Source organism: Amycolatopsis sp. NBC_00345 (genome assembly GCF_036116635.1).
Classification (GTDB): Bacteria; Actinomycetota; Actinomycetes; order Mycobacteriales; family Pseudonocardiaceae; genus Amycolatopsis.
The window spans coordinates 5,756,162-5,781,112 of the sequence record NZ_CP107995.1 but is presented as its reverse complement, the minus strand read 5'-3'; the positions used below and the strand labels follow the sequence as shown (position 1 = coordinate 5,781,112).

At 71.2% G+C, this 24,951-nt stretch carries 24 protein-coding genes and 2 pseudogenes; 16 read left to right on the top strand and 10 right to left on the bottom strand.

Annotated elements, in window-relative coordinates:
• The first annotated feature begins 86 nt into the window (after positions 1–86).
• On the top strand, positions 87–2,162 hold the full coding sequence (locus OG943_RS25795; RefSeq protein WP_328603496.1) for a phosphocholine-specific phospholipase C: 2,076 nt from the start codon (positions 87–89) through the stop codon (positions 2,160–2,162).
• A gap of 9 nt (positions 2,163–2,171) precedes the next feature.
• Here OG943_RS25795 and OG943_RS25790 read toward each other — a convergent pair whose 3' ends face one another.
• Positions 2,172–3,119: a GntR family transcriptional regulator gene (locus OG943_RS25790; RefSeq protein WP_328603495.1), complete on the bottom strand. Its 948-nt coding sequence runs from the start codon at positions 3,117–3,119 to the stop codon at positions 2,172–2,174.
• 127 nt (positions 3,120–3,246) lie between these two features.
• Here OG943_RS25790 and OG943_RS25785 point away from each other — a divergent pair, with 127 nt between their 5' ends.
• From OG943_RS25785 to OG943_RS25760, 6 genes are read left to right on the top strand one after another with little or no spacing between them, the layout of a single operon-like run.
• Positions 3,247–3,828: a GNAT family N-acetyltransferase gene (locus OG943_RS25785; protein WP_328603494.1), complete on the top strand. Its 582-nt coding sequence runs from the start codon at positions 3,247–3,249 to the stop codon at positions 3,826–3,828.
• A gap of 47 nt (positions 3,829–3,875) precedes the next feature.
• Positions 3,876–4,751, top strand: a complete 876-nt coding sequence (locus OG943_RS25780) for an alpha/beta fold hydrolase (RefSeq protein WP_328603493.1) — start codon at positions 3,876–3,878, stop codon at positions 4,749–4,751.
• A 31-nt stretch (positions 4,752–4,782) separates the two neighbouring features.
• A complete protein-coding gene (locus tag OG943_RS25775; RefSeq protein ID WP_328603492.1) occupies positions 4,783–5,157 on the top strand; it encodes a hypothetical protein in 375 nt (124 codons plus the stop codon).
• A 44-nt stretch (positions 5,158–5,201) separates the two neighbouring features.
• Complete coding sequence (locus OG943_RS25770) at positions 5,202–5,642, top strand: MarR family winged helix-turn-helix transcriptional regulator (protein WP_328603491.1); 441 nt, start codon at positions 5,202–5,204, stop codon at positions 5,640–5,642.
• A gap of 45 nt (positions 5,643–5,687) precedes the next feature.
• A complete protein-coding gene (locus OG943_RS25765) occupies positions 5,688–7,409 on the top strand; it encodes an MFS transporter (RefSeq protein WP_328603490.1) in 1,722 nt (573 codons plus the stop codon).
• A complete protein-coding gene (locus tag OG943_RS25760) occupies positions 7,406–7,960 on the top strand; it encodes a YbhB/YbcL family Raf kinase inhibitor-like protein (protein WP_328603489.1) in 555 nt (184 codons plus the stop codon). Before OG943_RS25765 ends, OG943_RS25760 begins: the two co-directional genes overlap by 4 nt.
• Positions 7,961–7,984: 24 nt before the next feature.
• Here OG943_RS25760 and OG943_RS25755 read toward each other — a convergent pair whose 3' ends face one another.
• Both OG943_RS25755 and OG943_RS25750 read right to left on the bottom strand, forming a co-directional pair.
• Entirely contained in the window at positions 7,985–8,761 is a 777-nt protein-coding gene (locus OG943_RS25755; RefSeq protein ID WP_328603488.1) for an SGNH/GDSL hydrolase family protein, read from the bottom strand.
• Between the two features lie 31 nt (positions 8,762–8,792).
• Positions 8,793–9,245 (bottom strand): MarR family winged helix-turn-helix transcriptional regulator, encoded by a 453-nt coding sequence (locus OG943_RS25750; RefSeq protein WP_328603487.1) that lies wholly within the window; start codon positions 9,243–9,245, stop codon positions 8,793–8,795.
• Between the two features lie 105 nt (positions 9,246–9,350).
• Here OG943_RS25750 and OG943_RS25745 point away from each other — a divergent pair, with 105 nt between their 5' ends.
• From OG943_RS25745 to OG943_RS25730, 4 genes and pseudogenes are all read left to right on the top strand, one after another.
• Positions 9,351–9,629: a hypothetical protein gene (locus OG943_RS25745; protein ID WP_328603486.1), complete on the top strand. Its 279-nt coding sequence runs from the start codon at positions 9,351–9,353 to the stop codon at positions 9,627–9,629.
• Positions 9,630–9,644: 15 nt separating this feature from the next.
• Positions 9,645–10,622 (top strand): annotated as a pseudogene (locus OG943_RS25740) (oxidoreductase); the annotation flags it as partial.
• Entirely contained in the window at positions 10,619–11,452 is an 834-nt protein-coding gene (locus OG943_RS25735; protein ID WP_328603485.1) for an SDR family NAD(P)-dependent oxidoreductase, read from the top strand. The pseudogene OG943_RS25740 and the gene OG943_RS25735, both read left to right, overlap by 4 nt.
• Positions 11,449–12,999 carry a nitrilase-related carbon-nitrogen hydrolase gene (locus OG943_RS25730; protein ID WP_328603484.1) on the top strand — a complete coding sequence of 517 codons (1,551 nt, stop codon included), beginning with the start codon at positions 11,449–11,451 and terminating at the stop codon, positions 12,997–12,999. Before OG943_RS25735 ends, OG943_RS25730 begins: the two co-directional genes overlap by 4 nt.
• Positions 13,000–13,011: 12 nt before the next feature.
• Here OG943_RS25730 and OG943_RS25725 read toward each other — a convergent pair whose 3' ends face one another.
• Positions 13,012–13,287 (bottom strand): hypothetical protein, encoded by a 276-nt coding sequence (locus OG943_RS25725; RefSeq protein WP_328603483.1) that lies wholly within the window; start codon positions 13,285–13,287, stop codon positions 13,012–13,014.
• A gap of 83 nt (positions 13,288–13,370) precedes the next feature.
• Between OG943_RS25725 and OG943_RS25720 the strand changes: the two are divergent.
• A pseudogene (locus tag OG943_RS25720) lies at positions 13,371–13,562 on the top strand (SDR family NAD(P)-dependent oxidoreductase); the annotation flags it as partial.
• A 49-nt stretch (positions 13,563–13,611) separates the two neighbouring features.
• Positions 13,612–13,881 carry a hypothetical protein gene (locus tag OG943_RS25715; protein WP_328603482.1) on the top strand — a complete coding sequence of 90 codons (270 nt, stop codon included), beginning with the start codon at positions 13,612–13,614 and terminating at the stop codon, positions 13,879–13,881.
• On the opposite strand, the gene OG943_RS25710 is transcribed toward OG943_RS25715, so the two are convergent.
• A complete protein-coding gene (locus OG943_RS25710) occupies positions 13,857–14,756 on the bottom strand; it encodes a helix-turn-helix domain-containing protein (RefSeq protein WP_328603481.1) in 900 nt (299 codons plus the stop codon). The two genes, OG943_RS25715 and OG943_RS25710, sit on opposite strands and share 25 nt — an antisense overlap.
• 102 nt (positions 14,757–14,858) lie before the next feature.
• On the opposite strand from OG943_RS25710, the gene OG943_RS25705 reads away from it, so the two are divergent.
• Together OG943_RS25705 and OG943_RS25700 are read left to right on the top strand one after the other, a co-directional pair.
• On the top strand, positions 14,859–15,752 hold the full coding sequence (locus OG943_RS25705) for an MBL fold metallo-hydrolase (RefSeq protein WP_328612147.1): 894 nt from the start codon (positions 14,859–14,861) through the stop codon (positions 15,750–15,752).
• Between the two features lie 26 nt (positions 15,753–15,778).
• Positions 15,779–17,230, top strand: coding sequence for a carboxylesterase/lipase family protein (locus tag OG943_RS25700; protein ID WP_328603480.1), 1,452 nt, complete (start codon positions 15,779–15,781; stop codon positions 17,228–17,230).
• Between the two features lie 7 nt (positions 17,231–17,237).
• Here the strand turns inward: OG943_RS25700 and OG943_RS25695 are convergent, their stop codons facing one another.
• Together OG943_RS25695 and OG943_RS25690 are read right to left on the bottom strand one after the other, a co-directional pair.
• A complete protein-coding gene (locus tag OG943_RS25695) occupies positions 17,238–18,686 on the bottom strand; it encodes a GntP family permease (protein ID WP_328603479.1) in 1,449 nt (482 codons plus the stop codon).
• Positions 18,687–18,862: 176 nt separating this feature from the next.
• Entirely contained in the window at positions 18,863–19,843 is a 981-nt protein-coding gene (locus OG943_RS25690) for a LacI family DNA-binding transcriptional regulator (protein ID WP_328603478.1), read from the bottom strand.
• A 152-nt stretch (positions 19,844–19,995) separates the two neighbouring features.
• Between OG943_RS25690 and OG943_RS25685 the strand changes: the two genes are divergently transcribed.
• Complete coding sequence (locus OG943_RS25685; protein ID WP_328603477.1) at positions 19,996–22,341, top strand: penicillin acylase family protein; 2,346 nt, start codon at positions 19,996–19,998, stop codon at positions 22,339–22,341.
• 28 nt (positions 22,342–22,369) lie between these two features.
• Here OG943_RS25685 and OG943_RS25680 read toward each other — a convergent pair whose 3' ends face one another.
• From OG943_RS25680 to OG943_RS25670, 3 genes are all read right to left on the bottom strand, one after another.
• Positions 22,370–23,599: an MFS transporter gene (locus tag OG943_RS25680; RefSeq protein WP_328603476.1), complete on the bottom strand. Its 1,230-nt coding sequence runs from the start codon at positions 23,597–23,599 to the stop codon at positions 22,370–22,372.
• Positions 23,600–23,763: 164 nt separating this feature from the next.
• On the bottom strand, positions 23,764–24,345 hold the full coding sequence (locus OG943_RS25675; RefSeq protein WP_328603475.1) for a DinB family protein: 582 nt from the start codon (positions 24,343–24,345) through the stop codon (positions 23,764–23,766).
• Positions 24,342–24,899, bottom strand: coding sequence for a chloramphenicol phosphotransferase CPT family protein (locus tag OG943_RS25670; protein WP_328603474.1), 558 nt, complete (start codon positions 24,897–24,899; stop codon positions 24,342–24,344). The genes OG943_RS25675 and OG943_RS25670 overlap by 4 nt, the downstream gene beginning before the upstream one ends.
• Positions 24,900–24,951: the final 52 nt, after the last annotated feature.

The following is a 24,951-nucleotide window of genomic DNA, read 5'->3' as shown; positions in this document are numbered from 1 at the left end:
CGCGGGCGTCCACCGCATCCTTTCGACGTTTGCAACCCGGTTGGGAGACAACGGATCTCGCGGTCGGCGGCAGCGAGGAGACAACGATGTCAGCAGTCAATCGCCGCAGATTCCTCCAGCTCGCCGCGGCCACGGCCGCGACCTCGGCGATACCGAGCATCGCCCGCGCGGCGTCGATTCCGGCCGCGATCCGGAGCGGCACGCTCGCCGACGTGGAGCACATCGTCGTCCTGATGCAGGAGAACCGGTCGTTCGACCATTACTTCGGCACGATGAACGGGGTTCGCGGCTTCGGCGACCCGCGGCCGGTCTACCTGCCGGGCGGCCAGTCCGTCTGGCACCAGCCCGATTCCGGCGGGCAGGTGACCCTGCCGTTCCGGCCCGACGAGGACAATCTCGGCCTGACGTTCTTCAACGACCTGAACCACGACTGGAACGGAACGCACAACGCGTGGGCCCGGGGCGCCTGGAACGGGTGGGTCCCCGCGAAGAGCCCGCCGACGATGGCTTACCTGGACCGGCGGGACATTCCTTTCCACTACGCGCTCGCCGACGCGTTCACCGTGTGCGACGCCTACCATTGTTCGCTGATGACCTCCACCGATCCCAACCGTTATTACCTGTATTCCGGGTGGGTGGGCAACGACGGTTCGGGCGGCGGGCCGGTGCTCGGGAACGAGGAGGCGGGCTACGGCTGGTCGACGTTCCCGGAAGTGCTGGAGCAGGCCGGGATCTCGTGGAAGGTCTACCAGGACGCGGGCCACGGCTTGGACCTCGAGCACGGCTGGGGCTGGACGACGGACGACCCGTACATCGGCAACTACGGCGACAATTCGCTGCTGTATTTCAAGCAGTACCAGAACACCCAGGCCGGTGACCCGCTTTACGACAAGGCCCGCACCGGCACCCGCGTGGAGAACGGCGACGGCCTGTTCGACCACCTGCGGGCGGACGTGCAGTCGGGCAGCCTGCCGTCGGTGTCCTGGATCGCCGCGCCCGAGGCCTACTGCGAGCACCCGTCCTGGCCGGCCAACTACGGCGCCTGGTACATCTCGGGGATCCTCGACGCGCTCACCTCGAACCCGGAGGTGTGGAGCAAGACGGTCTTCCTGATCACCTACGACGAGAACGACGGCTTCTTCGACCACGTCGTGCCGCCGTTCCCGCCGCTGAACGCGAACTGGGGACTGTCCACTGCGGACACCACGAACGAGGTCTACCAGGGTGGTGCCTCGGCCGACTACGGCAAGGACAACCCGTACGGGCTAGGGCCGCGGGTTCCGCTGCTGGCGCTGTCCCCGTGGAGCGTGGGCGGCTGGGTCTGCTCCCAGACCTTCGACCACACCTCGGTCATCCAGTTCATCGAACAGCGCTTCGGCGTGCGCAGCCCGAACGTTTCGCCGTGGCGGCGCGCGGTGTGCGGTGACCTGACCCGCGCGTTCGACTTCACCGGGGCGAACAGCACGGTCCCCGGCCTGCCCGACACCGGCGGTTACGCGCCCCCTGCCGACCACAGCACGCCGCCCGTCTACACCCCGGTGCCGCCTGCCGACGGGTCGCTTCCCCAGCAGGAAAGCGGTTTGCGCAAGGCCCGCCCGCTGCCGTACGCCCTCGCCGTCGACTACGAGGCGAAGGACGGCCGTATGTACCTGACCTTCGTCAACTCCGGTGAGGCCGGGGCGGCCTTCTACATCACGTCGAAGATCCGCAAGGACACGCCGTGGGTGTACACCGTCGGCGCGGGCGCGTCCGAGACCGACAGCTGGGCCCTGCAGGGCGGAGACGACGCGGCGTTCCAGCTCTCGATCTTCGGCCCGAACGGCTGGCTGCGCGAACTGGGCGGCACCGTCGGCAAGGTGGGGCCGGAGGTCGTCGCCCGGGACGACGCCACGAGCGGCCACGTCACCCTCACCTTCGTCAATCCCAGCAGCGGGCCCGTTCAATTCGTCGGGACCGACGCCTACGACCCGTCCAAGAGCTACGCCTACAACGTCGCGGCCGGCACGTCCCAGACCGTGCCCGACTGGGGCGTCAGCCAGGCGAACCAGTGGTACGACATCACCGTGGCGATCGACACCGACGAGGCTTACGTCCGCCGCTTCTCCGGCCACGTCGAGACCGGGAAGGCGTCGACCAGCGATCCGGCCATCGCGACGGGGTGACCGCGGGCGTCAGGCCGGATTCCCGATCAGGGCGGCGAAACCGTCGAGATGGCGGGCGAGGCCGTACTCGAACAGTCCATTGAGGTCGGACGCCGTTTCCGCCGGGATCGTGGCCAGCAAGGGAAACCGTCCGCTGTCGAGGAGCCGGTCGGCGCGCCGGCGCTGGGCCAGCCGCCACCCGTCGAGCGTCACCCCGGTTTCCTGCTCCGACTCGATCTCGGCCGCCATGGACAGTGCGACGGTGATGACCAGTCCGTGAAGCGTGAGCGCTTCGCGGGTCCGGGTCGCCATGGGCAGGCCGAGCCCGTCGAGCGCGCGCAGGGTCCATTCGGTGTGCGCCATCATGGTGGGCACGAGCGCCGGGCGGGTGAAGGAGACGGCCCGGGGCAGCCAGAGATGCCGACGGCACAGCTCCCATTGACAGCGGGCGATCAGTTCGAGCTTCGCCCGCCACCCGTCCGGTCCTGCGGCGGGTAACTCGGCTTCGCCGAACGCTTCGTCGGCCATCTGCGTCACCAGCTCGTCCTTGTTCGCCACGTGCCGGTAAAGCGACATCGGACCGACGCCGAGGTCGGCTGCCAGCCGCCGCATCGACACGGCGTCGAGTCCTTCGACGTCGGCGATCGTCATGGCGGCACGGAGAACGTGGTTCCGGCTCAGGGGTTGCTTGCCCAGCGGCTTGGGCGCGCCGGCCCGCTGCGGCGCGGCCGGGGGCTTGCGGCTCGGGTGCCTGCTCACCACCGTGCCGGAACCGACGGTCGCTTCGATCAGCCCATCGTCGCGGAGAGTGGCCATCGCCCTGGTCGCGGTCGCCACCGCGACGCCCCAGCGCTGGGCGACCTGCCGGACGGACGGGATCCGGTCGCCCGGCCGCAGCTCGCCGCTCAGGATGCGGCCGCGGATCTCCTCGACGATTCGCAGGTACGGCGGGTCCGGGCGCTGCGCCGGGGAAGGCATGGGGTGCTCTCCGATCTGCTGGTGCGCTGGCAATGTACTAGTTCACTCTCCGCGTGGCTAGTACACTTTATCTGGTTGACCGGCGGATTTAAGGGGAATCCGGGCGTCGCTTAGATACGGTGTACGCATGGTCGAAGATACACCGTACGCACTCGTGCGGCAGACGAATGACGCGGACCGGCAGGCGGTGTCGGACGTCCTCGTCGAGGCATTCATGAACGATCCGGTCGCCTGCTGGCTTTTCCCGGCGTCGGCGGAACGCGGTCGTCTCCAGGCCCATTTCTACGGGCAGCTGCTGGACAGCGCCGCCGTTGAGGCTTACCTGATGGGCGAGGGCGCCTCGGTGTGGCTGGCGCTGGCCGCGGGCCAGGCCCTCGAAGAGGACGCGCCCAGCTCAGTTTTCGGCGAGAACGGCGCGCGGTTGCAGGTCCTGGGGCAGGCGCTGGCCGAACGGCATCCCCGCGGTGAGCCGCACCTCTACCTCTCGTGCATGGGGGTGGTGCGCGGACGGCAGGGCGCCGGCCTCGGTTCGCTCATGCTGCGTCACGGGCTGGCGCGGGCGGACGCCGACGGGCTCGCCGCGTACCTGGAGGCGAGTTCACCGCGGAGCCGCGCCCTCTACCTGCGGTACGGCTTCGAAGACCTCGGCGAGCCGGTTCTCGTGGCGGACAGCCCGCCGCTGTGGCCGATGTGGCGACCGCGCCGTTGACCGCTCGGTCCATTCCACGAATTCCACCACTACAAGGGAGAAACTCGATGACGACTGACACCACCGCTGACCGCCGGCCGCCGACCCTGGTTTTCGTCCACGGCACCAATTCCTCGGCGTACTTCTGCTCGGGACTGATCGCCGAACTCACCTTGCGGGGCCACCGGTGCGTGGCCGTCGACCTGCCGGGGCACGGCACCGAAGGGTTCTTCCCCCGCTCCTACCAGGCGCCGCAGGACGTCGAGGGGCTGGCGACCGAGCCGTCGCCGCTCGCCAAGATCACCGTTGACGACTACGTCGAGCGCGTTGTCGACGTGGTGCGCCGCGCCCGCCGCCACGGGCCGGTGATCCTGGCCGGCGCCAGCCAGGGCGGCGTCACGCTGAGCCGGGTCGGCAACGCCATCCCCGAACTGCTCGAACGGGTCGTGTACCTGTCCGCGTACTGCTGCGTCGACCTGCCGAACATGACCGCCTACCTCGAAACGCCGGAGAACCGCGAAAGCCTGCTGCCCCTGGTGACCCGGGCGATGGTCGCCGATCCGGCGGTCGTGGGGGTGGCCCGGATCAACTGGCGCTCGGCCGACCCGTCGGTGATCGACGGCATCAGGCAGTGCCTCGCCGGCGACTTCACCGACGAGGCGATGGGCCGGCTGCTCAACCTGCTCGAGCCGGACGAGCCCGCCGGCATCCCGCTGGCCGACGCTCGCGGCGAAGCGCACACCTGGGGCCGGATCCCCCGGACGTACGTGCGTTTCACCCGCGACCGGCTGATCCCGCCGGCGCTGCAGGACCGGTTCATCGCCGAGGCCGACCGCCTCACCCCGGACAACCTGACCGACGTGCGCAGCGTCGCGGCGCCTCACGTCGGCCCGTTCGAGCGGCCCGAGCTGGTGGAGATCTTCGCCGAACTCGCCAGTCGCTGAGCCGGTAGCTCCGCGCACGTCAGGCTGTGGCGTGGGCGATGCGGGAACCGCCCGTTCGGCGATCATGATCGCCGACGCCTGGGTGTTGCCCGGGGTCACCGGCGGAAAGCAGGGCCTGTTGCGGATCCTGGTCGACCAGGGGGCGCCGATCCTGCGGGAGAGCCTGACGCGCCTGGCGGAGCTGCGTGACCCGCAGGAGGTGCTGGCCTCGGCCAGCCGGGCGGCGCGCGAGGAGCACGGCAGTGTCATCCGTGTGCTGCTCACGACGGCGCCGCACGACGAGACGGCCGCCGAGGGATTGCGCAGCTCCACCAAGCGATACCGGAGCACGCTGGCCGCGATCGCGAAACACCTGCACGAGCTCGTCGAGGGCATGGACGCCCGGTCGCTGATCCGGGCGGGCTGAGGGGGAGAATTTACTAAGGTAGGTTGATAAGCTAACCTTAGTATATGAACGACGACCTGGACCCGGACGGAGTCGCCGCGGCCCTCCTGGCGGGCATCGGCGTGCTGGTGCGGCGGGTGCGCCAGGTGCCCATCGACGGCGGGCTCACGATGCCCGAGCGGCACGCCCTGTCCCGCCTGGACCGCGCCGGCCCCACCACTTCTTCGGCGCTGGCCCGGGAAGCGCAGATCACCGCACAGGCCATGGGGGCGACGCTCGGCTCGTTGCGGGCCCAGGGCCTGGTCGAGCGCGGCCCGGACCCGGACGACGGCCGGCGTGTGGTGCTGACTGTGACCGACGCCGGCCGTCAGGCGCTGAAGAACAAGCGCAACGCGCGGACCGAGCTCATCGCCCAGGTCCTGACCAGCGGCGCGTTCACCCCGAAGGAGCTGGAGCAGCTCGCGGCGGCCGCACCGCTGCTGGAGCGGCTGGCCCAGAACATCTGACCCCAGAACATCGGACGCGAGCGGAGACTTCGAGGGAGCAAGCTGATGACGGATTCTCCGCAGTCGCGTGCCCCGCTTCGCGCGCCCGGTGACCGTTACAAGTGGACGGCGCTGACGAACACGACCGCCGCGGTCTTCATGTCCTCATTGGACGGATCCATCGTGCTGATCGCCCTGCCGGCGATCTTCCGGGGCGTGGACCTGGACCCGCTGGCGCCGGGCAACATCGCCTACCTGCTGTGGATGATCATGGGCTACCGGCTGGTCCAGGCCGTCCTGGTGGTCACGGTGGGCCGGCTGGGGGACATGTACGGCCGGGTCCGGATCTACAACGCCGGGTTCGCGGTCTTCACCCTCGCGTCGATCCTGCTGTCGTTCGACCCCTTCGACGGCGGCCACGGGGCGATGTGGCTGATCGGCTGGCGCGTGCTGCAGGCCGTCGGCGGCTCGATGCTGACCGCGAACTCGGCCGCGCTCCTGACCGACGCCTTCCCCCGGGAGCAGCGCGGCTTCGCCCTGGGCATCAACCAGGTCGCCGGCCTGGCCGGGATGTTCATCGGCCTGGTCGCCGGCGGGCTGCTGTCGGCGTGGGACTGGCGGGCGGTGTTCTGGGTGAACGTGCCGGTCGGGCTGTTCTTCACGATCTGGGCCTACCGGACCCTGCGTGAGACCGGCCGGCGCGGCGGCGGCCGGATCGACTGGTGGGGCAACATCACCTTCGCGGTGGGCCTCAGCTCGGTCCTGATCGCGGTCACCTTCGGCCTGCAGCCCTACGGCGGGCACACCATGGGCTGGACCAACCCGGTGGTCGACGGGCTGATCGCCGGCGGGCTGGTCCTGCTGGCGGCCTTCGTCGCCGTCGAGAACCGCGTGTCCGCGCCGATGATCCAGCTGTCGCTCTTTCGCTTACGGGCCTTCACTTTCGGCAACCTGGCGGGCCTGGCCATCGCGATCGGCCGCGGCGGGATGCAGTTCGTGCTGATCATCTGGCTGCAGGGCATCTGGCTTCCGTTGCACGGCTACGACTACAGCGACACACCGCTGTGGGCAGGCATCTTCATGCTGCCGCTGACCGCCGGATTCCTTGCCGCGGGCCCGGTTTCCGGCTACCTGTCCGACCGGCTCGGCTCGCGGGGCCTGGCCACCGGCGGCGCGGTGCTGTTCGGCGCCACCTTCCTCGGGCTGATGCTCCTGCCGATCAACTTCAGCTACTGGGTCTTCGCCGTGCTGATCGCGCTCAACGGGATCTCCAGCGGCATGTTCGCCTCCCCCAACTCGTCCTCGATCATGGGCAGCGTGCCCGAGCGGTCGCGCGGCGTCGCCTCCGGCATGCGCGCGACCTTCCAGAACTCCGGCACCGCCGTCTCCATCGGGCTGTTCTTCTCGCTCATGATCGCCGGACTGGCCGGCAGCCTGCCGCACACGCTCACCAGCGGACTGCAGCAGCAGGGTGTACCGGCCGGCGTCGCGGCCCAGATCGGGAGCCTGCCCCCGGTCTCGTCGCTGTTCGCCGCTCAGCTGGGCGTCAACCCGATCCAGCACCTGCTCCAGCCCGGCGGCACCCTGGCCCACCTGACCGCGGCGCAGCAACAGACCCTGACCGGACGCGAGTTCTTCCCGTCGCTGATCGCCGGCCCCTTCCACTCCGGCCTGGTCATCGTGTTCGCCTTCGGCGCCACCCTCGCCTTCCTCGCCGCGATCGCGTCCCTCTTGCGCGGCACCAACCCGGTTATCAGCAAACAACCACGGGAGAAACAACTGTCATGACACTGCTCGGCCGAATCCTGACCAACCGCAGGGCCGGCGAGACCCACCTGGCGTGGAACCGGCCCAACCTGCAAGGCCCTGAACCGCTGGTCCTCACCAGCCGTCAGTTCGGCGACGGCGAGGCCATGCCGCTGGAGAACTGCGCGAAGAACATCGGCGGCGACGACCGGTCGCCCCACCTGGCCTGGACGCCGCCACCTCCCGGCACCGCCCAGCTCCTCCTGGTCGTCGAAGACATCGACGTCCCCCTGAGCAAGCCGGCCGTGCACTGCCTCGCCCTGATCGACCCGGCGGCCGGGCACCTCGACCCCGGCGCCCTCGACGCGCGGCGGCCCGCTGCCGGGGTGCGGGTGCTCCGTTCCACGATCGGACGGGGCTACCACGGTCCCGCGCCCATCAAGGGCCACGGGCCGCATCGCTACGTCTTCCAGCTGTTCGCCCTGTCGGAGCCCCTGGACGGACCATCAGCGGCCCGGCCCCGCGCAGCGCTGGCCGCGATCACCGCACCCGTGCTGGGCCGTGCCCGGCTGACCGGCGTCTTCGAGCGCTGACCCGGCCGTCCACAGTAGACGATTTCAGCAGATCGAGGCGATGGAGGACGCCCAGCCCCAGTAGGCGCCGTACTCGGCGAGGTTGCCGGCGTCGTTGAGATGGACGTTGTCGGAGAGCCACGGCGAGGGGTTGGGCAGCGTCGCGGACGCGGCGGGCGGGATGTACTGGCGGAGGTCTACGAGTGCGACGCCCTTGGTGACGGCGGTGTTGTAGATCTTGGCCGCGTACTCGCTCCAGGTGTGGGTCTGGGTGGGCGGGGACGACGGGGTCTGCGTCCACTTGAGCTCGGCGTAGATGGACAGCAGGATGGTCGCGTCCGGCCGGGCGGCGCGGACGTTGTCGACCACCTTCGCGAAGTCGGCGGCGAACTGGGCGGGGTCCTTCTGGATCAGGAACTCGTTGCCGCCGAGGTCGATGACCACGAGGTCCGGCTGGGACCGGGCCATGTCCGAGGTGGCCGTGGTGGTGTCGCTCCACCGGCCGCCGGGCAGGAAATCACTGGCCATGGCGCCGTTGTGGGCCCGGTTGTCGACCGTGGTGCCCCACTCCGCGTGCAGGTCGTTGGTGAACTTCGTCGTCCAGCCGTACTGGGTGGGCGCCGGGAGTTCGCGGCCGGCGGGGTAGCCGGTGGTGCCGTAGCCGGTGTCCGCGGAGGTCCCGATGATGGAGACGTCCGAATGGTCGGCGCACCAGGCGGGCTTGTCCGCGGTGTCGGCCTGTGCCGAGGGCACCAGCCCGGCCCCGGCGGTCAGCCCGCCGATGAGGAGTGCGACGGCTGCGTACTTTGCGCACAGTTTCACCTTCGCGCTATCGCTGGCGGGTTTCCGATTGTTAGCGGGTTTCGGCGTCCTCAGTGGTTTCCCTGGCCGGAGCGTCGAGGGCGACGCCGAAGAGGTGCAGCAGTGTCGCCAGCTGATCCCGGTCGAGGTTCGCGAACGGCGACTGCTCGAGGGTTACGCGCATGACCTCCGCGCGCACGCGGACGCCCTCTTCGGTCAGGACGAGCACGCGTGAACGCCGGTCGGCCGGGTCGACGGCGCGCTCGACGAGCCCGCGGGCGGCGAGCTGGCCGGCCACGAAGGTCAGGTTCGGCGCGTTGCAGAACAGCCGCTCGGCCATGACCTTCATCGACGCCGGCGGCTTGCCCGGTTCGATGGCCCACAGCGCCTGCGCTGTCGCGTAGGTGAGGCCGTGCTCGGCGAGCACGGCCGCGATCCGGTCGTTGGTGAGCATGAAGATCTCGTGGCCGCCGCGCACCACGCGCTCCAGGTCCGAACCGTCCATGCCCGCAGTCTAGTCATTTGCTTCGAGTCTTGAAGCTGTTACAGTCGAAATATACTTCGAGGCTCGAAGGACTTGGCCGGGGACCCGGCTCGACAGGAGATTTCGATGGTGGGGTTGCGTGATCCGCTGGTGCTCGGAAGCGGGGCGGTGCTGCCGAACCGGATCGCCAAGGCGGCGACGGAGGAGAACCTCGCGGCCGGCGGCCAGGTGCCAGGGCGCGAGCTCGCCGAGCTGTACCGGCGCTGGTCCGGCGGCGGCGCGGGCCTGCTCATCACCGGTCACGTCATGATCGACTCCCGCGCGCTCGCGCAGCCCGCGGACGTCGTGCTCGAGGCGGCGACCCCGCTCGAACCGTTCCGGCAGTGGGCGGCGTCGGCGAAGTAGGGCGGGGCGCGGGCGTGGATGCAGATCAACCACCCGGGCCGCGTCGTGCAGAAGGACCTGGGCACGCCCACCCGGTCGGCCTCCGACGTGCCGATCGACATGGGCGCCTTCTCCGGCCTGTTCGGCCGGCCGCGGCCGATGAGCGAGGCGGAGCTCGCCGAGACGATCAGCCGGTTCGCCACGACCGCCGCGCGCGCCGAAGCCGCGGGATTCGACGGGGTCGAGATCCACGCCGCCCACGGCTACCTGATCTCGCAGTTCCTCTCGCCGATGACCAACCTCCGCACCGACCGCTGGGGCGGCTCCCTCGAAAACCGGGCCCGGCTCCTGCTCGCGGTGGTCGACGCGGTGCGAGCGGCGGTGTCACCGGGGTTCGCGGTCGCGGTCAAGCTCAACTCGGCGGACTTCCAGCGCGGCGGGTTCGACGTCGACGACGCCGGGGAGGTGCTCGGGATGCTCGGCGCCCACGCCGTCGACCTCGTTGGGCTTTCCGGCGGCAGCATCGAAAGCCTGGCCACCTCGGGCACCCCGGCCGACGGCCGGACGCTCGCCAGGGAGGCCTACTTCCTCGAGTTCGCCGAACGCCTCGTCGCCACGGCGTCGATGCCGCTCATGGTCACCGGCGGGATCCGGCGGCGCACCGTCGCCGAGCAGGTCCTCGCCGGCGGGGTCGCGATGGTGGGCGCGGCAACGGCGTTCGCCATGGCCCCCGACTCGCCGAAGCAATGGCTCGCTGGCGACGAAGCCGCCGCGCCGCTGCGTCGCGTCAGAATCCGGGACAAGTCCCTCGCCGCCGCGGCCGCGCAGGCGCTCGCCCTGCGGCAGTTCGTCCGCCTCGCCGGGGGAGGGGCCGGCGTCACCCGGCGACCGGCGCTGCTCGCGCTCCTGGGCGAACGGCTCCGCCGGGCCCGCGCCCGGCGTCGTTACCGCGCTTGGTTACCGGGGCATCTCGCGACCTCCGGCCTTGGCGCGCGAGACTCGGTGGCGAAGTGAACGAGTACACCGGAATCACGGCGCTGGTGACCGGCGCGTCGAAGGGGCTCGGCACCGCCTATGCCCTCGAACTCGCGCGCCGGGGCGCGAACCTCGTTCTCGTCGCCCGATCCTCCGACGCCCTCGAACGTCTGGCGACTCGAATCCGCGAAGCGCACGGCGTGCGAGTGGAGGTGATCGCCGCCGACCTCGGCGACCGGACCGGTCCGTCGCGCGTCGCCGAAGAGCTGCGTGCGCGGGCCATCGACGTCGACCTGCTGCTCAACAACGCCGGTCTTGGCTCAGTGGGGCCGTTTCTCGATCGGCCGTTCGAGCAGCAGGCGCTTTCCGTGGACGTCAACATCACCGGACTCCTGGCCCTCACCCACCTCCTCGGCCAGGGCATGCGGGCCCGGCGGCGCGGCGGGATCATCAACGTCGCCTCGACGGCCGCCTTCCAGCCCATGCCCTACCAAGCCGGCTACGCGGCGACAAAGGCGTTTGTCCTCTCGTTCAGCGAGGCTCTCGCGGAAGAACTGAGCGGGTCGGGAATCCGGGTGATGGCCGCGCATCCCGGCCCGGTCGACACCGGGTTCTTCGACGGCACCACCGCCACCATGGACCCCCGGACCACCGACACTCCCGAAGCGGTCGCCGCGGGGACACTCGACGACTTCGCGAGCGGCAAGCACGCGTCCTACCCGGGCCGGGCGAGCAACCGTCGCAAGACCTGGGGCGCCCGTTTCCTGCCTCGCCGCCGCGTCGCGACGATCACCGCCCGGATCACCAGGAAAGCGGGCTTCGACCGGGTTTCGGACGTCGTGGCGCCGAATTCGGAGGTGACGGCATGACCTCCGCTCTCACCACGAGGGAAAGTTCCGGGCCGGACACCGCTATTCGTGACCGCCGCCGGTATCTGTGGCTCGCCCTCGGCGCAGCCGCCACTCTGCTCGCCGTCGGCGGCCGGTGGGATCTGCCGCTCGCCGCGTGGCTTGCTCCGGTGTTCCTGCTGCGATTCGCGCGAGTGAGCCGTCCGGCCATCGCGCTCCTCGCGGTCTGGCTGATGTCCGTCGTGGCTGCGGTTTCCTGGATGGCGCTGTCCGCAGTGCCGCTGACGCCGGTGACCGTCGCCGGTGATCTGGCGTTCGGGACCGTCCTGGTCGTGCCGTACGTGGCCGACCGGCTGCTCGTCCACCGGCTGGGCGCGGCCGGCCGGGTGCTGCTGTTCCCCGCCGTGCTGATGACGGTGGAGTTCCTGCTCGGCGCCTTCGGCCCGTTCGGCACGGCTTACGGCCTGCTTGCCGCGACGTTGCACACCGAAACCGATCTGCTGCAGGTGACCGCGCTCACCGGTCCTTATGCGATCGCCTTCCTGGTCGGCGCGCTCGCCACGGTGGTCAACGCCGTCTGGGAGCGCGGCCTCGTGCGGCACACGGTCCGCGTCGTGGCGGTCTACGCCGCGGTGCTGGGCCTCATCCTGCTCGGCGGTCAGGCGCGGCTCGCCGTCGCCGACACGGCGTCGCCGACGGTGCGCGTCGCGGGGATCAACCCGGGAGCGGCGGCCCTCGACGCGGAAACCGCCGTGCTCGGGAAGTCACGGCTGGCGGTGACGGACCCGCGGCTCGCCGACCGGGACAAGATCGCGGCGGCGACCGCCCCGATGCTCGCCGACCTGTTCGCACAGACCCGGCAGGCGGCGCGGGCCGGGGCGAAGATCGTTGTCTGGTCGGAAAACGCCGCACGGGTGGTCGAATCCGGACAGGCGGCGTTCCTGGCCGAGGCGGCCCGGCTCGCGGACACCGAGGGCATCTACCTGGACGTCGCCGAGCTGGTCTACCTGCCCGCCGCGCCCCACGGCCGCGACGAGACCCACCTCTTCGGGCCGGACGGGCGCGAACTCTGGGCCTACCAGAAGGCGAAACCCATACCAGGACTGGAAATCTACACTCCCGGAGACAACGCGGCCCCGGTGGTCGACACCCCGTACGGCCGCCTTTCCACCGTGATCTGCTACGACGCCGACTTCCCGGCGATCGTGCACCCGGACGCCGACATCCTGCTGGTGCCCGGCGGCGACTGGCCAGAGTTCGGCCGCACCCACACCCGGATGGCCGGCCTGCGCGCGATCGAGAACGGCTACTCCCTGGTGCGCCAGGACTTCAACGGCCAGTCCGGCGCCTACGACCCGTACGGCCGCCTTCTGTCCACAAAGGACACAACGGTCGACTCGGAGATCTGGTACTCCGACGTCCCCACTCGGGGGGTGTCGACGCTCTACCGGGTTATCGGTGACGCGGTCTCGTGGATCGGTGTGGCCGGCGCGCTGGTGCTGATCGGGTTCGCCATTGTCCGAAGTGGACGCAGCAGGGGGTTGCCGTCCGGCTCGCGTTCAGGGTGACGGCGCACGCGCCTATCCGGGCCGGCGCTCGGTCATGGCGACCAGGGTGCCGACGATGTCTTCAGCGGTGGTGTCCCACTTCTCCCTGGTCAAATGCCCGCTCAGCTCCGTCCCGGCGATGCCGTGGGCGCTGGTGAACAGCAGCGCGCCGTACCGTCGTGTCTCGTCCGGCCCGACGACGGCCGCGACGATCGACAGGAACTCCTCCTGCGCGCGGGAGGCGGCTCGCACGCCGGCATCGATGAGGGCCCGGCGGGTGGCGGCCGCGGACTCCAGACGGGTGACCATGCCCGCCGCCTCCACCGGGATGGGCGCGGCCGCTGCCCGCGAGCTGGCCAGAAGGGGCTTTCACGTCCTCGCCGGCGTTCGCCGTGAACGCCCCGGTGGAGACGCTTCCCCTCGACGAGTGGCGGCGGCAGTTCGAGGTGAACCTCTTCGGCCACATCGCCGTGACCCAGGCGCTCATGCCCGCGCTGCTGGCCGGCTCCGGGCGGGTGGTCAACATCAGTTCGGTCGGCGGCAAGATCGCCATGGCCACCTACGGGGCGTACGCCGGAACGAAGTTCGCCTTCGAAGCGGTCAGCGACTCCCTGCGCCGCGAAGTCCGGCGGCATGACCGACGGGCAGAACGACCGCTACGGCCCGCTCGTCCAGGCGATCGTCGCGCAGTCGGCCGCCATGACCCGCAACGGGCTGCCCGCCGAGAAGGCCGCCCTCGTGATCGCGCGGGCGGTCACCGACCGCCGGCCCCGCACCCGCTACACCATCGGCCGGGACGCCGCGCTGCTCACCCGGCTCTCCCGCGTCCTGCCGGACCGGCTCCTCGACCGGATCCTCGCCGCCAGCCTCCGGCCCCACTACCCGAAGGCGACCGCCGCCTGAGCACCGCGCTCGTGCTCCGCGGACGGCCCGCTCGCCTGCCGGAGCAGCGCGACGGCTTCCTCGGAAGGAGACCCGGCGGGGGTCGTGCACACGATCAGCGACTGTTCCGGGGAACGGGCGACCGCCAGGGTCTGCTGAGTCACCGTCACCGTGCCGACGACGGGATGGTGCAGCTCGTAGGACGCGGCGTCACAGGGCAGCACGCGGTGGTCGGCCCACAGCGCGACGAACTCCGGGCTCTTCATCGTCAGCTCGCCGATCAGCTCGGCGAGCAGCGGGTCGTCCGGGTGCTTGCCGACGGCGATGCGCAGGTTGCCGACCACCGCGCGGACCTTGCGCTTCCAGTCCGTGTACAGCTCGCGGCAGTGCGGGTCGAGGAACAGCAGCCGGCTCATGTTCGGCCGTCGCGCCGGGGTTTCCGGGCTGAGGAAGTCCAGGTGGCCGGCCAGCAGGGCGTGCCCGAGGGGGTTCCACGCCAGCACGTCCGTGCGCCGGCCGAGCACCAGCGCCGGGACGCCGTCGACGGCGCGCAGGAGGTCCCGCGTCTCGTCGGCGAGCTTTTCGGGCCGCGGCCGGCGCACCCGGGGCGTGTGACGAGAGGCACCGGCGAGCCGGTCGAGGTGGGCGCGCTCGTGGTCGTCGAGCAGCAGCGCGCGGGCGATCGCGTCGAGCACCTCGGCCGAGGCCCCGCGGGACAGGCCCTGCTCCAGCCGCGTGTAGTACGAGACGCTGACGCCTGCCAGCTGGGCCAGCTCTTCCCGCCGCAGGCCACTGACGCGCCGTCGGGGCCCGAGGTCGCGCAGGCCGACGTCCTCCGGTCGCAGCCGGGCTCGCCGGGCCTGCAGGAAGTCGCCGAGGGGGCCAGGTCCGTCCATGACGCCAGTATCCGCGCCGCCGGCCGGGCCCAGCCACACCCTGTGAGGGGTAGGACAACGCGGGAGCGGTCCGCGCCCGCCCGGGTGTCCAGGCTCGGTGTCATGGAACAGATCACCCTTGGCGACGTCACCGTCACCCGCATCAAGGAGTTCTACGGCTCGGTCGAGATGACCCCGCGCGAGTTCTTCCCGGACAGCCCCGACGGCGCGTGGAACGGGCTGGCGCCCGACTTCTGGAACCCGGAGACCGGCGAGTGCCAGTCGGCGCTCCAGTCCTGGCTGCTGCGCAGCGAGGGCCGCACGATCCTGGTCGACACCGGCGTGGGCAACCACAAGGACCGGCCGTACGCGCCGGTCTGGAGCCGCTTGGACACGGCTTACCTGGACAACCTCGCCGCCGCCGGAGTGCGGCCCGAGGACGTCGACATCGTGGTCAACACCCACCTGCACATCGACCACGTCGGCTGGAACACCCGGCTCGACGGCCGCGCCTGGGTGCCGACCTTCCCGAACGCGACATACCTGATGACCCAGCGGGACTTCGAGTTCTGGGACCCGGCCAACGAGCACAAGACCGTGTTCGGCCGCGGCAACCAGAACGTCTTCGAGGACAGCGTCGTGCCGGTCCACCAGGCGGGGCTGGCCCACCAGTGGGAGGGCTCGTACCGGATCGACAAGAACCTGCGCCTCGACCTGGCCCCCGGGCACACCCCCGGCTCGTCCGTGCTCACGCTGGAGTCCGGCGGCGACCGGGCCCTGTTCGTCGGGGACCTGGTGCACAGCCCGCTGCAGATCGAGGAGCCGGCGACCAATTCCTGCTTCTGCGAGGACCCGGCCGAGTCGCGGGCCACCCGGCACAAGCTGCTGGGCCACGCCGCGGAGAACCACGCGCTCGTCTTCCCGGCGCACTTCGGCGGCCAGGGCGCCGTGCAGGTCGAGCGCACCGGTTCGAAGTTCACGATCAAGGAGTGGGCGGGCCTGTCCCGTATCGCTTGATGCTCCCCGGAAAGGAAGTGTTTCCCGTGACCCAGCAGGTAAACCCGGTCGTCGAAACCCCGGCGGGCGCCGTGCGCGGCGTCCGCGACGACTCCGGCGAGCTTTACCGCGCCATCCCGTACGCGGCCGCCCCGACCGGCGCCGGCCGTTTCGCCCCGCCCGCACCGCACCCGGGCTGGTCCGGTGTCCGCGACGGCACCCAACCCTCGCCGACGGCGCCCCAGCCGTCCCGCGATTTCGGCCGGCTCGACCTGACCCCTTACTTCGGGCCAGGTTGGGTACGGGGCGAGGAATACCTGACCGTCGACGTCCGCACGCCCGCCGCCGACAACGGCCGGCGGCCGGTGATGGTTTTCGTGCACGGCGGCGGGTTCGTCACCGGTTCGACCCGCGCCGCGCTCTACGACGGCAGCGCGTTCGCCCGGGACGGCGTCGTCCTCGTGACGGTGAACTACCGCGTCGGCGTCCCCGGGTTCCTTGACCTGAAGGGCGCTCCGGCCAACCGCGGGCTGCTCGACGTGCTGGCCGCGCTCGGCTGGGTGCGCGACACGGTCGCGGAGTTCGGCGGCGACCCGGACAACGTCACGCTTTTCGGCCAGTCCGCGGGCGCCACGCTCACCGGCGCGCTGCTCGCGACGCCGGAGGCCAAGGGCCTGTTCCGGCGGGCGATCGTCCAGAGCGGGAACGGCGCCGGCGCCTTCACCCCGGAGCAGGCGCAGCGGGTCACCGTCGCGGCGGCGGCCGCGCTGGGCGTCGAACCGACGGCCGAGGCGTTCGCCCCGATCCCGGACGAGCGATTCCTGGAGGTCCTGCCCGCGCTGGCCGGGCTCGACCTGCGCACCGAAACCGCCGCCGACCCGCTCGCCGGACTGAGCCCGTTCAGCCTGGTCCTCCCGGTCCAGCCTGCCGACGGTCTCGCCGCGGGCCCGGCCGGCGACGTCGGCCTGCTGATCGGCACCAATACCGAGGAGGGGCACCTTTACCTGGTACCGCAAGGAAATCTGGAGTCCTCTACGGACACTGACGTGCTCGCGCTCGCCGCGCGGGTGGCCACGGCCCCGGAGGCCGAGGTCGCGGCGCACCGCGCGGCCCGGCCGGACGCGACACCGGGCGAACTACGCTCCGCGGTGCTCGGGCAGGCCCTGTTCGGGGCCGGCACGGCGCGCCTGGCGCGGGCCCACGCGCGGATCTCGGGCGGCCGCACGCACGTCTACTCGTTCGGCTACCGCTCGACGGCGCTGAACGGGCGGCTCGGCGCTGCCCACACCGTCGAGCTGCCTTTTGTCTTCGACGTCGCCGACAAACCTTGGCTGCACGGGGAAACGGGCCTGCTCGGCCCCGACCCCGCCCCGCCCGGTCTCGCGGCCCGGGTGCACGCGGCCTGGGTCGCGTTCGCCCGGACCGGGGACCCGGGCTGGGCCGAGTACGACCCGCGACGACCTGTGGCGGAGAACCTCACCGCGCCACTTCCGAGGTGAAAACCGCTCAGACGAACAGGTTGAGCACGAGGAGCATGAGCAGGCCCAGCACGCTGACCAGCGTCTGCACGGTCGTGTGCAGTTTCGTCGCCTGGCCCATCGACATGCCGAACGACTCCTTCACCAGCCAGAAACCCGCGTGGTTGACGTAGTTCAGCCCGATCGAGCCGGCGCCGATGGCGACCACGACCATCGAGGTGTACCAGCCGCCGCCGTTGTGCAGCAGGGGTGCGACGATCCCGGTCGAGGCGACGATCCCGACCGTCGCCGAGCCGGTGGAGGCCGAGAGCAGCAGCGCCAGCAGCCAGCCGAGCACCAGCACGCTGATGCTGAGCCCGCCGGCCGCGGACCCGACCGCGTCGCTGATGCCCGAGTCCTGCAGCACCTCGTTGAACGCGCCGCCGCCGCCGATGATGAGCAGGATGCCGACGACCGGCTTCAGGCTGTCCGCCAGTGACCGCCGGACGGATTCCCCGTCGCGCCCGCGCAGCAGGGCGAGGGCGAACAGCGCGAACAGGAAGCCGGCCAGCATGGCGATGACGGGTTCGCCGAGCAGCACCGTGGCCGCGCGGAACCCGTTGCCGTCGGGCAGGACGATCTCGGTCAGCGTCCGCAGGAGCATCAGGGCGACCGGCACCAGGATGGAGACGACCGCGGTCCGCGTCGGCACCGCCCGGCACGGGCCGCCGCCGGAGCCGGTTTCCCGCGCGGGCACACCGGCTCCGGCCAGGTCGCGCTCGCCGTCGCGCTCGTCGATGGCGCCGCGATGGGTGAACTGGTCCACCAGCGCCCGGTCCGGCTCGATGCTCAGCCGGGTGGACAGCCAGCGGCCGAAGACGGGACCCGCGAGGATCACCGTCGGCACGGCGCAGACCAGGCCGACCAGGATGGTCTTGCCGAGGTCGGCGTGCAGCCCGGAAACCGCGATCAGCGGGCCGGGGTGCGGCGGCACCATGCCGTGCAGGGTGGCCAGCGCGGCGATGGTCGGCGTCGCGAGCAGGGTGTAGGACGAGGCTTTGCCGGCGCCGCCGCTCAGACGGAGCCGTTCGGCGACGCTGAACACGAGCGGCAGCAACACGATGAGGCCGACCTCGAAGAACATCGGGATGCCGATGATGAACGCCGCCAGCGTCATCAGCCACGGCAGCGTCCGCGGCGTCGACCGCTCCACCACCGCGGCCGCGATCCGGTCGGTGGCCCCGGAATCGGCGAGCAGGCGGCCGAGCATCGTGCCCAGCGCCAGCGTGACGCCGACGTTGCCGAGGATGTCGCCGGCCCCGGTTTCCATCGACTTCGCGATCTGGCCCGCGGGCTCCCCGGCGGCCAGGCCGGTGGCCAGCGACACCACCAGCAGCGCGACGAAGGGGTGCAGCCGCAACCGGGAGTTGATCAACGTCACCAGCAACCCGATGGCCACGACCAGGATCACCAACAGGAACCACGTGCGCTCGCCCAACGCGAAAGCCTCCGCTTCTTGACCACGGCGACTGTCGGACCGGAGAGCAGCGCCGCCCACTGGAATCGATTCCGGAACCGATTCCGGAGAGTCTGGCACCCGAGTTGGATCTGGTCAAGCCCGGCGGCAGGCCCGGCGGCTGGCCCGGCGGCAGGCCCCACGACAGGCCCTGCGGCTTACGGCGCGGACGAACCCCGTACGACCAGCTCGGCCGCCAGTTCGACCATCACCGGCGGTGCGATGACCTGCTCGATCGTGTCCACGAGCACGTCGGCCGCCCGGGCGCCGAGGGTCTCGTGGGGCAGCCGCAGGACCGTGAGCGGCGGATCGGCGTGGCGAAGCAGATCGCCGTCGCCGTAAGCGATTACCGATGCGGAACGCGGGACGGCGACGTCCATCCGGCGCAACGTCCGCAACGCGGTCACGGCCAGCAGTCCGGTGCAGGCGAACAAGCCGTCGACGGGACGCAGGAACGATTCCAGGCCACCGGTCGCGGCCGGGTCGATGCCCAGGATCCGGTCGTCCGGGACGGGGTGGCCGGCCTCCGCGCACGTGTCGCGGAAGCCCTGTGTCAGTGCCGTTGTGCTCTCCGTGCTTTCGAGCGGGGCCAGCACTGCCGGCGCCGTCCGTCCCTCGTCCAGCAAGTGGCGGGCGGCGGTGCGGCCGGCGTTCCACAGGGCGGTGCGCACGATGGTGCCGTCGGCGTGAGTCAGCTCTTCGTCGACGAGGACGGTGGACAGCGGTTGACCGTCTTCGCGAGAGGGCGCGGGCAACGCGCGTCCCAGACCGATCAGGAGTACTCCGTCGATGGTGAGCTCAGTCAGGTCCGCGGCCAGCCGCGTGGCGTCGAAGCCGGTGCCGACGGTGTGCAAAACCAGGTGATAGCCCCGTTTCCGGGCCTGCTCGGCCGCGCCCCGCAGCACCGGCTCCCAGCCCGTCGCCCCGGCCGGGACCACCGCGCCGAGCAACTGCCGCCGCCCGGTGCGCAGGCTCTGGGCGGCCCGGTTCGGCCGGTAGCCCAGATCCGCGGCGACCTCCTGGATCCGCGCTCGCGTCGCCGCGCCCACGTCGTGCTGCTGGGCCGACAATGCCCGCGACGCGGTCGCCTTGGCCACCCCCGCCGCCTTCGCGACATCTGCGAGCGAGACGCGCCGCATGTGACCCCCTCACGACCGGAACCGATTCCGCCAGTTTCGCACACGGCGGCCGTCCGCCAGGAGCAGACCGATACCGAACGCGGCCGTCCACGCGGGTTCGATCTCGATAAGATCGTTTCGACGGGTCTTGGCCGGAGGGATCGGGGATGGGCATGCGGGGTTTCAGGCCGATGGCGCTGGCGGTCGTGGCGGCCGCGGGGCTGGTGGCGCCACCGTCGGCCGAGGCGGCTCAGGCGGTCCAGACGGCTCAGACGGCGCGGGACGGCCAGTACTCGGCGGTCGTGCGGCGGACCGAGTTCGGGATTCCGCACGTGCTCGCGGCCGACTTCGGCGGGCTGGGTTACGGCTACGGGTACGCGTTCGCGCAGGACAACCTGTGCGCGCTGGAAAACAGCGTGCTCACGGCCTCCGGTGGGCGGTCCGCGGTGTTCGGCCCGGACGCGGACTCCGGGGACGCGCTGGCGTCGCAACCGGTGTCGAACCTCGACAGCGACGTGTATTACCGCGCGATCGCGGACGACCAGCGGATCGAACGGCTCGTGGCGCAGCCCGCGCCGCTCGGGCCCACGGGTGAGGCCAAGCAGCTCGTCAGCGGTTACGTGGCCGGGGCGAACCGTTTTCTGCGCGACACCGGCGCGGCGCACCTCACCGATCCGACCTGCCGCGCCAAGCCGTGGGTACGCCCGATCACCGACCTCGACATCTACCGGGTGATGTACGGCCTCAACCAGTTCGGCGGCACCGACGCGGTGAAGCCGCTGATCGCGAACGCCGCGCCGGGTGCGGCCGCGGCCTTGAACGAGCCGGCGCCGCCGCCGGCGGGCAGCAACGCGATCTCCGTGGGCCGCGACGGCACGAAGGCCGGTGACGGCGTGCTGCTGGCCAACCCGCACTTCCCGTGGGTCGGCGGGGAGCGGTTCTACCAGGTGCAGCTCACGATCCCGGGCACGATGGACGTCAGCGGGGCGAGCCTGTACGGCAGCCCGGTCGTCGAGATCGGCCACACGCAGCACCTCGCCTGGTCGCACACCGTCTCCACGGCTCAGCGCTTCACGCTGTACCAGCTCGCGCTCACGCCCGGCGATCCGACGTCGTACACAGTGGACGGCAAGCCGGAAGCCATGACACACCAGCAGATCACGGTCCCGGTCGGCGGCGGGTCCACGGTGACCCGCACGCTCTACTCGTCGCGGTACGGCCCGCTGCTCGCGTCGAACTGGACGGGCACGACCGCGCTTTCGATAAAGGGCGTCAACACGGACAACATGCGCTCGCTCAACGAATGGCTCGCGATGGGCCGGTCGGACAGCGTGGCGCAGCTGCGGGCCGCGCAGGACCGGTACCAGGGCATCCCGTTCGTGAACACGATCGCGGCGGATTCGAGCGGGGTCTCCTACACCGCGGACTCGTCCGTCGTGCCGCACGTGACCGACGAGCTCGCGGCCCGGTGCGTCGACTCGCCGCTGGGGAAAGCCCAGTACCCGGCGCAGATCGTGCTCGACGGGGCGAAGTCGGGCTGCGCCTGGGGCAGTGACCCCGACGCGATCCAGCCCGGGATCTTCGGCCCGCGCACGAATCCCGCGCTGACGCGCACGGACTTCACCACCAACAGCAACGACAGCACGTGGCTCACGAACCCGGCGGCGCCGCTGACGTACCCGCGGATCTACGGCGACGTCGGCACCCCGCGGTCGCTGCGGACCCGGCTGGGGCTGGCGCAGATCTCCGAGCGCCTGCAGGGCGCCGACGGGCTCGGGCCCGCGAAGTTCGACCTGACGAGCATGCAGCAGCTCTGGTACGGCGACCGGAACTACAGCGCCGAGCAGGCGCGGGACGCGGTGGTGGCCCTGTGCCGGGAAAATCCCCGGCTCACCACGGCGGACGGCCGCACCGTGGACGTCGCCGCGGCCTGCCCGGTGCTCGCCGGCTGGGACCTGCGGGGCGATCCGGACAGCCGGGGTTCCGTGCTGTGGCGCCAATTCTGGACCGGCGCGAGCCGCGCGTCCGACCTGTGGAGCGTGCCGTTCGACCCGCAGCACCCGACGACGACGCCCAGCACTCTGAATCAGGCGAGCGCGGGCGTCAGGCAGGCCCTCGCCGCGGCCGTGCAGCGGATGGCCGACCTCGGCGTCCCGCTCGACGCGCCGCTTTCCGCCGCGCAGCAGACCACGGTCGGCGGCCCGGCGGTGCCGGTGCCCGGCTGCACGGGCGCGGAGGGCTGTTACAACGTCGTCGGCCAGGGCGTTCCGCTGGGCGCGGACGGCCGGTTCCCGCCGGTGACCTTCGGGTCGAGCTTCGTGATGGCGACCGAGCTGACCACCACCGGCCCGCACACGACGACGTTGCTGACGTACTCGCAGTCCACCGACCCGACCTCGCCGCACCACAACGACCAGACACAGCTGTTCTCGCGCAAGCAATGGGTGACCGAGCGCTACAGCGAGGACCAGATCGGCCGCTCGCCGCAGCTGCGGACGGTGGCGGTGGCAGGGCGTTAGCTGACCGCGTAGTCGGTGGCGCGCGTCGCTAGGAAACGGGAGCGGGTGTGAGCCGTCGCAGGCCGCGGACCTGCCTGCTGCACAAGGCAAGCAGGGTCGCGGCCACGATCAGCGCGGCACCGGTGAGCAGCACCGGCTCGCGGCCCCAGCGCTCGGCGAGCGGCCCGGCGGCCAACTGCCCGATCGGCACCGCGATGATCGAACCGAGCACGTCGTAGGAGTAGACCCGGGCGAGCTTGTCGGCCGGCACGTTCTCCTGCATCGAGACGTCCCACGCGACGGCGCCCAGTTCGATGGCGCCACCGGTCAGCAGCATGACGACCACCAGCAGCACCAGGTTCGGCGCTTTTGCCAGCGCCACCAGTGGAATCGCGTTGCTGAGCACCAAAACGACGCCGATCGCCAGCGCGCGGTGCGGCCGCCAGTGCGCGGCCAGCACCCCGCCGAGCACCCAGCCCGCGGTTTCGGCGGCGAGCACCAGGCCCCAGCCCGCCCGGCCGAAGGCCTCGTCGGCGATGGCGGGCCCGAGCACCAGGATCCCGCCCGCCGCGACGGCGTTCACGATCATGAACTGGAGCACGACCACCCAGAGCCAAGTGCGCGAACGGAATTCGTGCCAGCCTTCGGCCAGCTCGGCGAAGGGCCGCGTCCGGCCGGACCGCTCGGGGCGGGCCGCCCGCAGCCGCCGGTAAACGAGCGCGGCGACGAGGAACAGCCCGGCGTTCGCGCCGATCGCCCAGCCCGAGCCGAACGCGGCCACGAGCACCCCGCCCGCCGCGGCGCCGGCGAACCGGCCCGTGTTGGACAGGATCCGGTTCACGGCGTTGGCCTGCTGCAGCAGCGAAGCGGGCACGGTCTGCGGGACGATCGACGAGGACGCGGGCAGCGCGATGGCCGACACCGCACCGTTGGCCACGCTGAGCCCGACCAGCAGCGGGATCGAAGCGAACCCGCTGAGCACGCTCACCGCGATCGTGGCCTGGGTGAGCGCGGCGGCGGTTTCGGTGCCCTGCAGGATCACCGAGCGGGGAAGCCGGTCGGCGAGCACGCCGCCGAAGAGCACGAGCACCACGTTGGCCACCGAGCGCGCGCCGACCACCAGCCCGAGGTCGACTGCGGACCCGGTCAGGTCCAGCACGGCGAACGCGATCGCGACCGGCGCGATCGCGTTGCCGAACTCCGCGAAGGTGCGCCCGGTGACCAGCCGCCGGAAGTCGGGATGACGCAGGGGCGCGGTCACTGCTCTGGCCCGGGACACGCCGCCGAGTATCTGCGGGGCGACGGGTAGCGGACAACTCGATTTCGGCGTCGCGGTGGGCCACGGTGGGAACCCTTGCGGCGGGGCGATCTTCTCGTCGATGTCGACCACGACGCGGTCGATGCGCCCAGCGGACGGGCCGACGACCGCCCGATACGGGCTGGTCAGGCCTCGGCTGCTTTGGCCGCTCGCTCGATCTCCGCGCGCCGGCCCGCCCAGAACGCCGCGTCCTGCCCCCGCCGGGCCATGCCGTCCTGGTCCATCTCGACCTCGCCGTCCAGCTGTTCGCGCAGGATGTCGGCGTGCCCGGCGTGCCGGCTGGTCTCCGTGAGCATGTGGACCAGGACGTTGAACAGCATCACGTCGGGACGCGGCCACCAGGGCACGTAGCCGGGCGAGTCGATGACCAGCGCGGTGATCGTCGCGTCGGAGTGCTCCCAGACGCGCCGGTAGTGGCCGGTGATCTCCTCGCGCGTCTCGTGCTCGGCCGCCCAGAGGTCGGCGCCGCGCTGCCCGAGGTCGTCCCAGCGGGGGACGGGCCCGGGGAACGGCCGGTCGAAGACCTCGCCGAAGTACCGCGACTCCCATACCGCCAAGTGCTTGACCAGCCCGAGGAGGTTGGTCCCGGTCGCGGTCAGCGGACGGCGGATGTCGTACTCGGACAGCCCGTCGAGCTTCCGGAGCAGCACTTCGCGGATCTCCCGCAGGTCGCCGTGCAGGTATTCCTTCGCAAAGTTATCGATCACGGGGTATGAGCGACCCGGAGCCGCTCGAACGCCTTCGGGCCACCAAGGGCGTCGAGGCGGTCGACGATCTCGCGGGCGCAGCCTTCGGCGCTGCGATGGGTAGTGTCCACGACGATGTCGTTGTCCCCATGGGAATAGACGTGCGTCTGCGAGGCGGCGAGACCAAGAGGGCGGTCCCGGCGCGAGCGTTCGCGTCGGTTGAGTTCTTCGGCGGAGCAGTGGACGTCGACCAGGGTGACGTCGTAGCCGTCGAGGACGGCGAGGAGGTCTTCGATGCGCCACGGTTCGCTGAGCGGGTAGTCCATGATCACGTTGTTGCCCGTCGATACGAGCGCCGCGACGACGCGGTGGTAGCCGAGCCGGGTTCGTCGCAGCATCTGCTGGATTTCAGCCTCGTCGAGGACTCGGGTGTGCTGCGTCGACCGCATCCCGCTGATGCCGTCGACCGGGACGAGGAACCAGGGATCGGGCAGCAGGGGCAGCATCGCCCGCCCGATGCCGGACTTTCCGGAACTCGACGGTCCGTTGAGCAGGATGACGCGGCCGGGTGCCATGATCGAACTGTAGGTGACGATCCCCGGCCGGCGCTTGGGCCCAGCACCCCAC

Excerpts from the sequence above, each read along its gene's own strand:
- OG943_RS25790 (WP_328603495.1), bottom strand. The coding sequence starts at position 3,119 with ATGCCTTCCCCGGCGCAGCGCCCGGACCCGCCGTACCTGCGAATCGTC.
- OG943_RS25690 (WP_328603478.1), bottom strand. The coding sequence starts at position 19,843 with ATGCGGCGCGTCTCGCTCGCAGATGTCGCGAAGGCGGCGGGGGTGGCC.
- OG943_RS25760 (WP_328603489.1), top strand. The coding sequence starts at position 7,406 with ATGACACTGCTCGGCCGAATCCTGACCAACCGCAGGGCCGGCGAGACC.
- OG943_RS25710 (WP_328603481.1), bottom strand. The coding sequence starts at position 14,756 with ATGGACGGACCTGGCCCCCTCGGCGACTTCCTGCAGGCCCGGCGAGCC.
- OG943_RS25745 (WP_328603486.1), top strand. The coding sequence starts at position 9,351 with ATGGTGGGGTTGCGTGATCCGCTGGTGCTCGGAAGCGGGGCGGTGCTG.
- OG943_RS25785 (WP_328603494.1), top strand. The coding sequence starts at position 3,247 with ATGGTCGAAGATACACCGTACGCACTCGTGCGGCAGACGAATGACGCG.
- OG943_RS25725 (WP_328603483.1), bottom strand. The coding sequence starts at position 13,287 with ATGGTCACCCGTCTGGAGTCCGCGGCCGCCACCCGCCGGGCCCTCATC.
- OG943_RS25730 (WP_328603484.1), top strand. The coding sequence starts at position 11,449 with ATGACCTCCGCTCTCACCACGAGGGAAAGTTCCGGGCCGGACACCGCT.
- OG943_RS25670 (WP_328603474.1), bottom strand. The coding sequence starts at position 24,899 with ATGGCACCCGGCCGCGTCATCCTGCTCAACGGACCGTCGAGTTCCGGA.
- OG943_RS25765 (WP_328603490.1), top strand. The coding sequence starts at position 5,688 with ATGACGGATTCTCCGCAGTCGCGTGCCCCGCTTCGCGCGCCCGGTGAC.
- OG943_RS25770 (WP_328603491.1), top strand. The coding sequence starts at position 5,202 with ATGAACGACGACCTGGACCCGGACGGAGTCGCCGCGGCCCTCCTGGCG.
- OG943_RS25750 (WP_328603487.1), bottom strand. The coding sequence starts at position 9,245 with ATGGACGGTTCGGACCTGGAGCGCGTGGTGCGCGGCGGCCACGAGATC.
- OG943_RS25705 (WP_328612147.1), top strand. The coding sequence starts at position 14,859 with ATGGAACAGATCACCCTTGGCGACGTCACCGTCACCCGCATCAAGGAG.
- OG943_RS25715 (WP_328603482.1), top strand. The coding sequence starts at position 13,612 with ATGACCGACGGGCAGAACGACCGCTACGGCCCGCTCGTCCAGGCGATC.
- OG943_RS25780 (WP_328603493.1), top strand. The coding sequence starts at position 3,876 with ATGACGACTGACACCACCGCTGACCGCCGGCCGCCGACCCTGGTTTTC.
- OG943_RS25685 (WP_328603477.1), top strand. The coding sequence starts at position 19,996 with ATGCGGGGTTTCAGGCCGATGGCGCTGGCGGTCGTGGCGGCCGCGGGG.
- OG943_RS25795 (WP_328603496.1), top strand. The coding sequence starts at position 87 with ATGTCAGCAGTCAATCGCCGCAGATTCCTCCAGCTCGCCGCGGCCACG.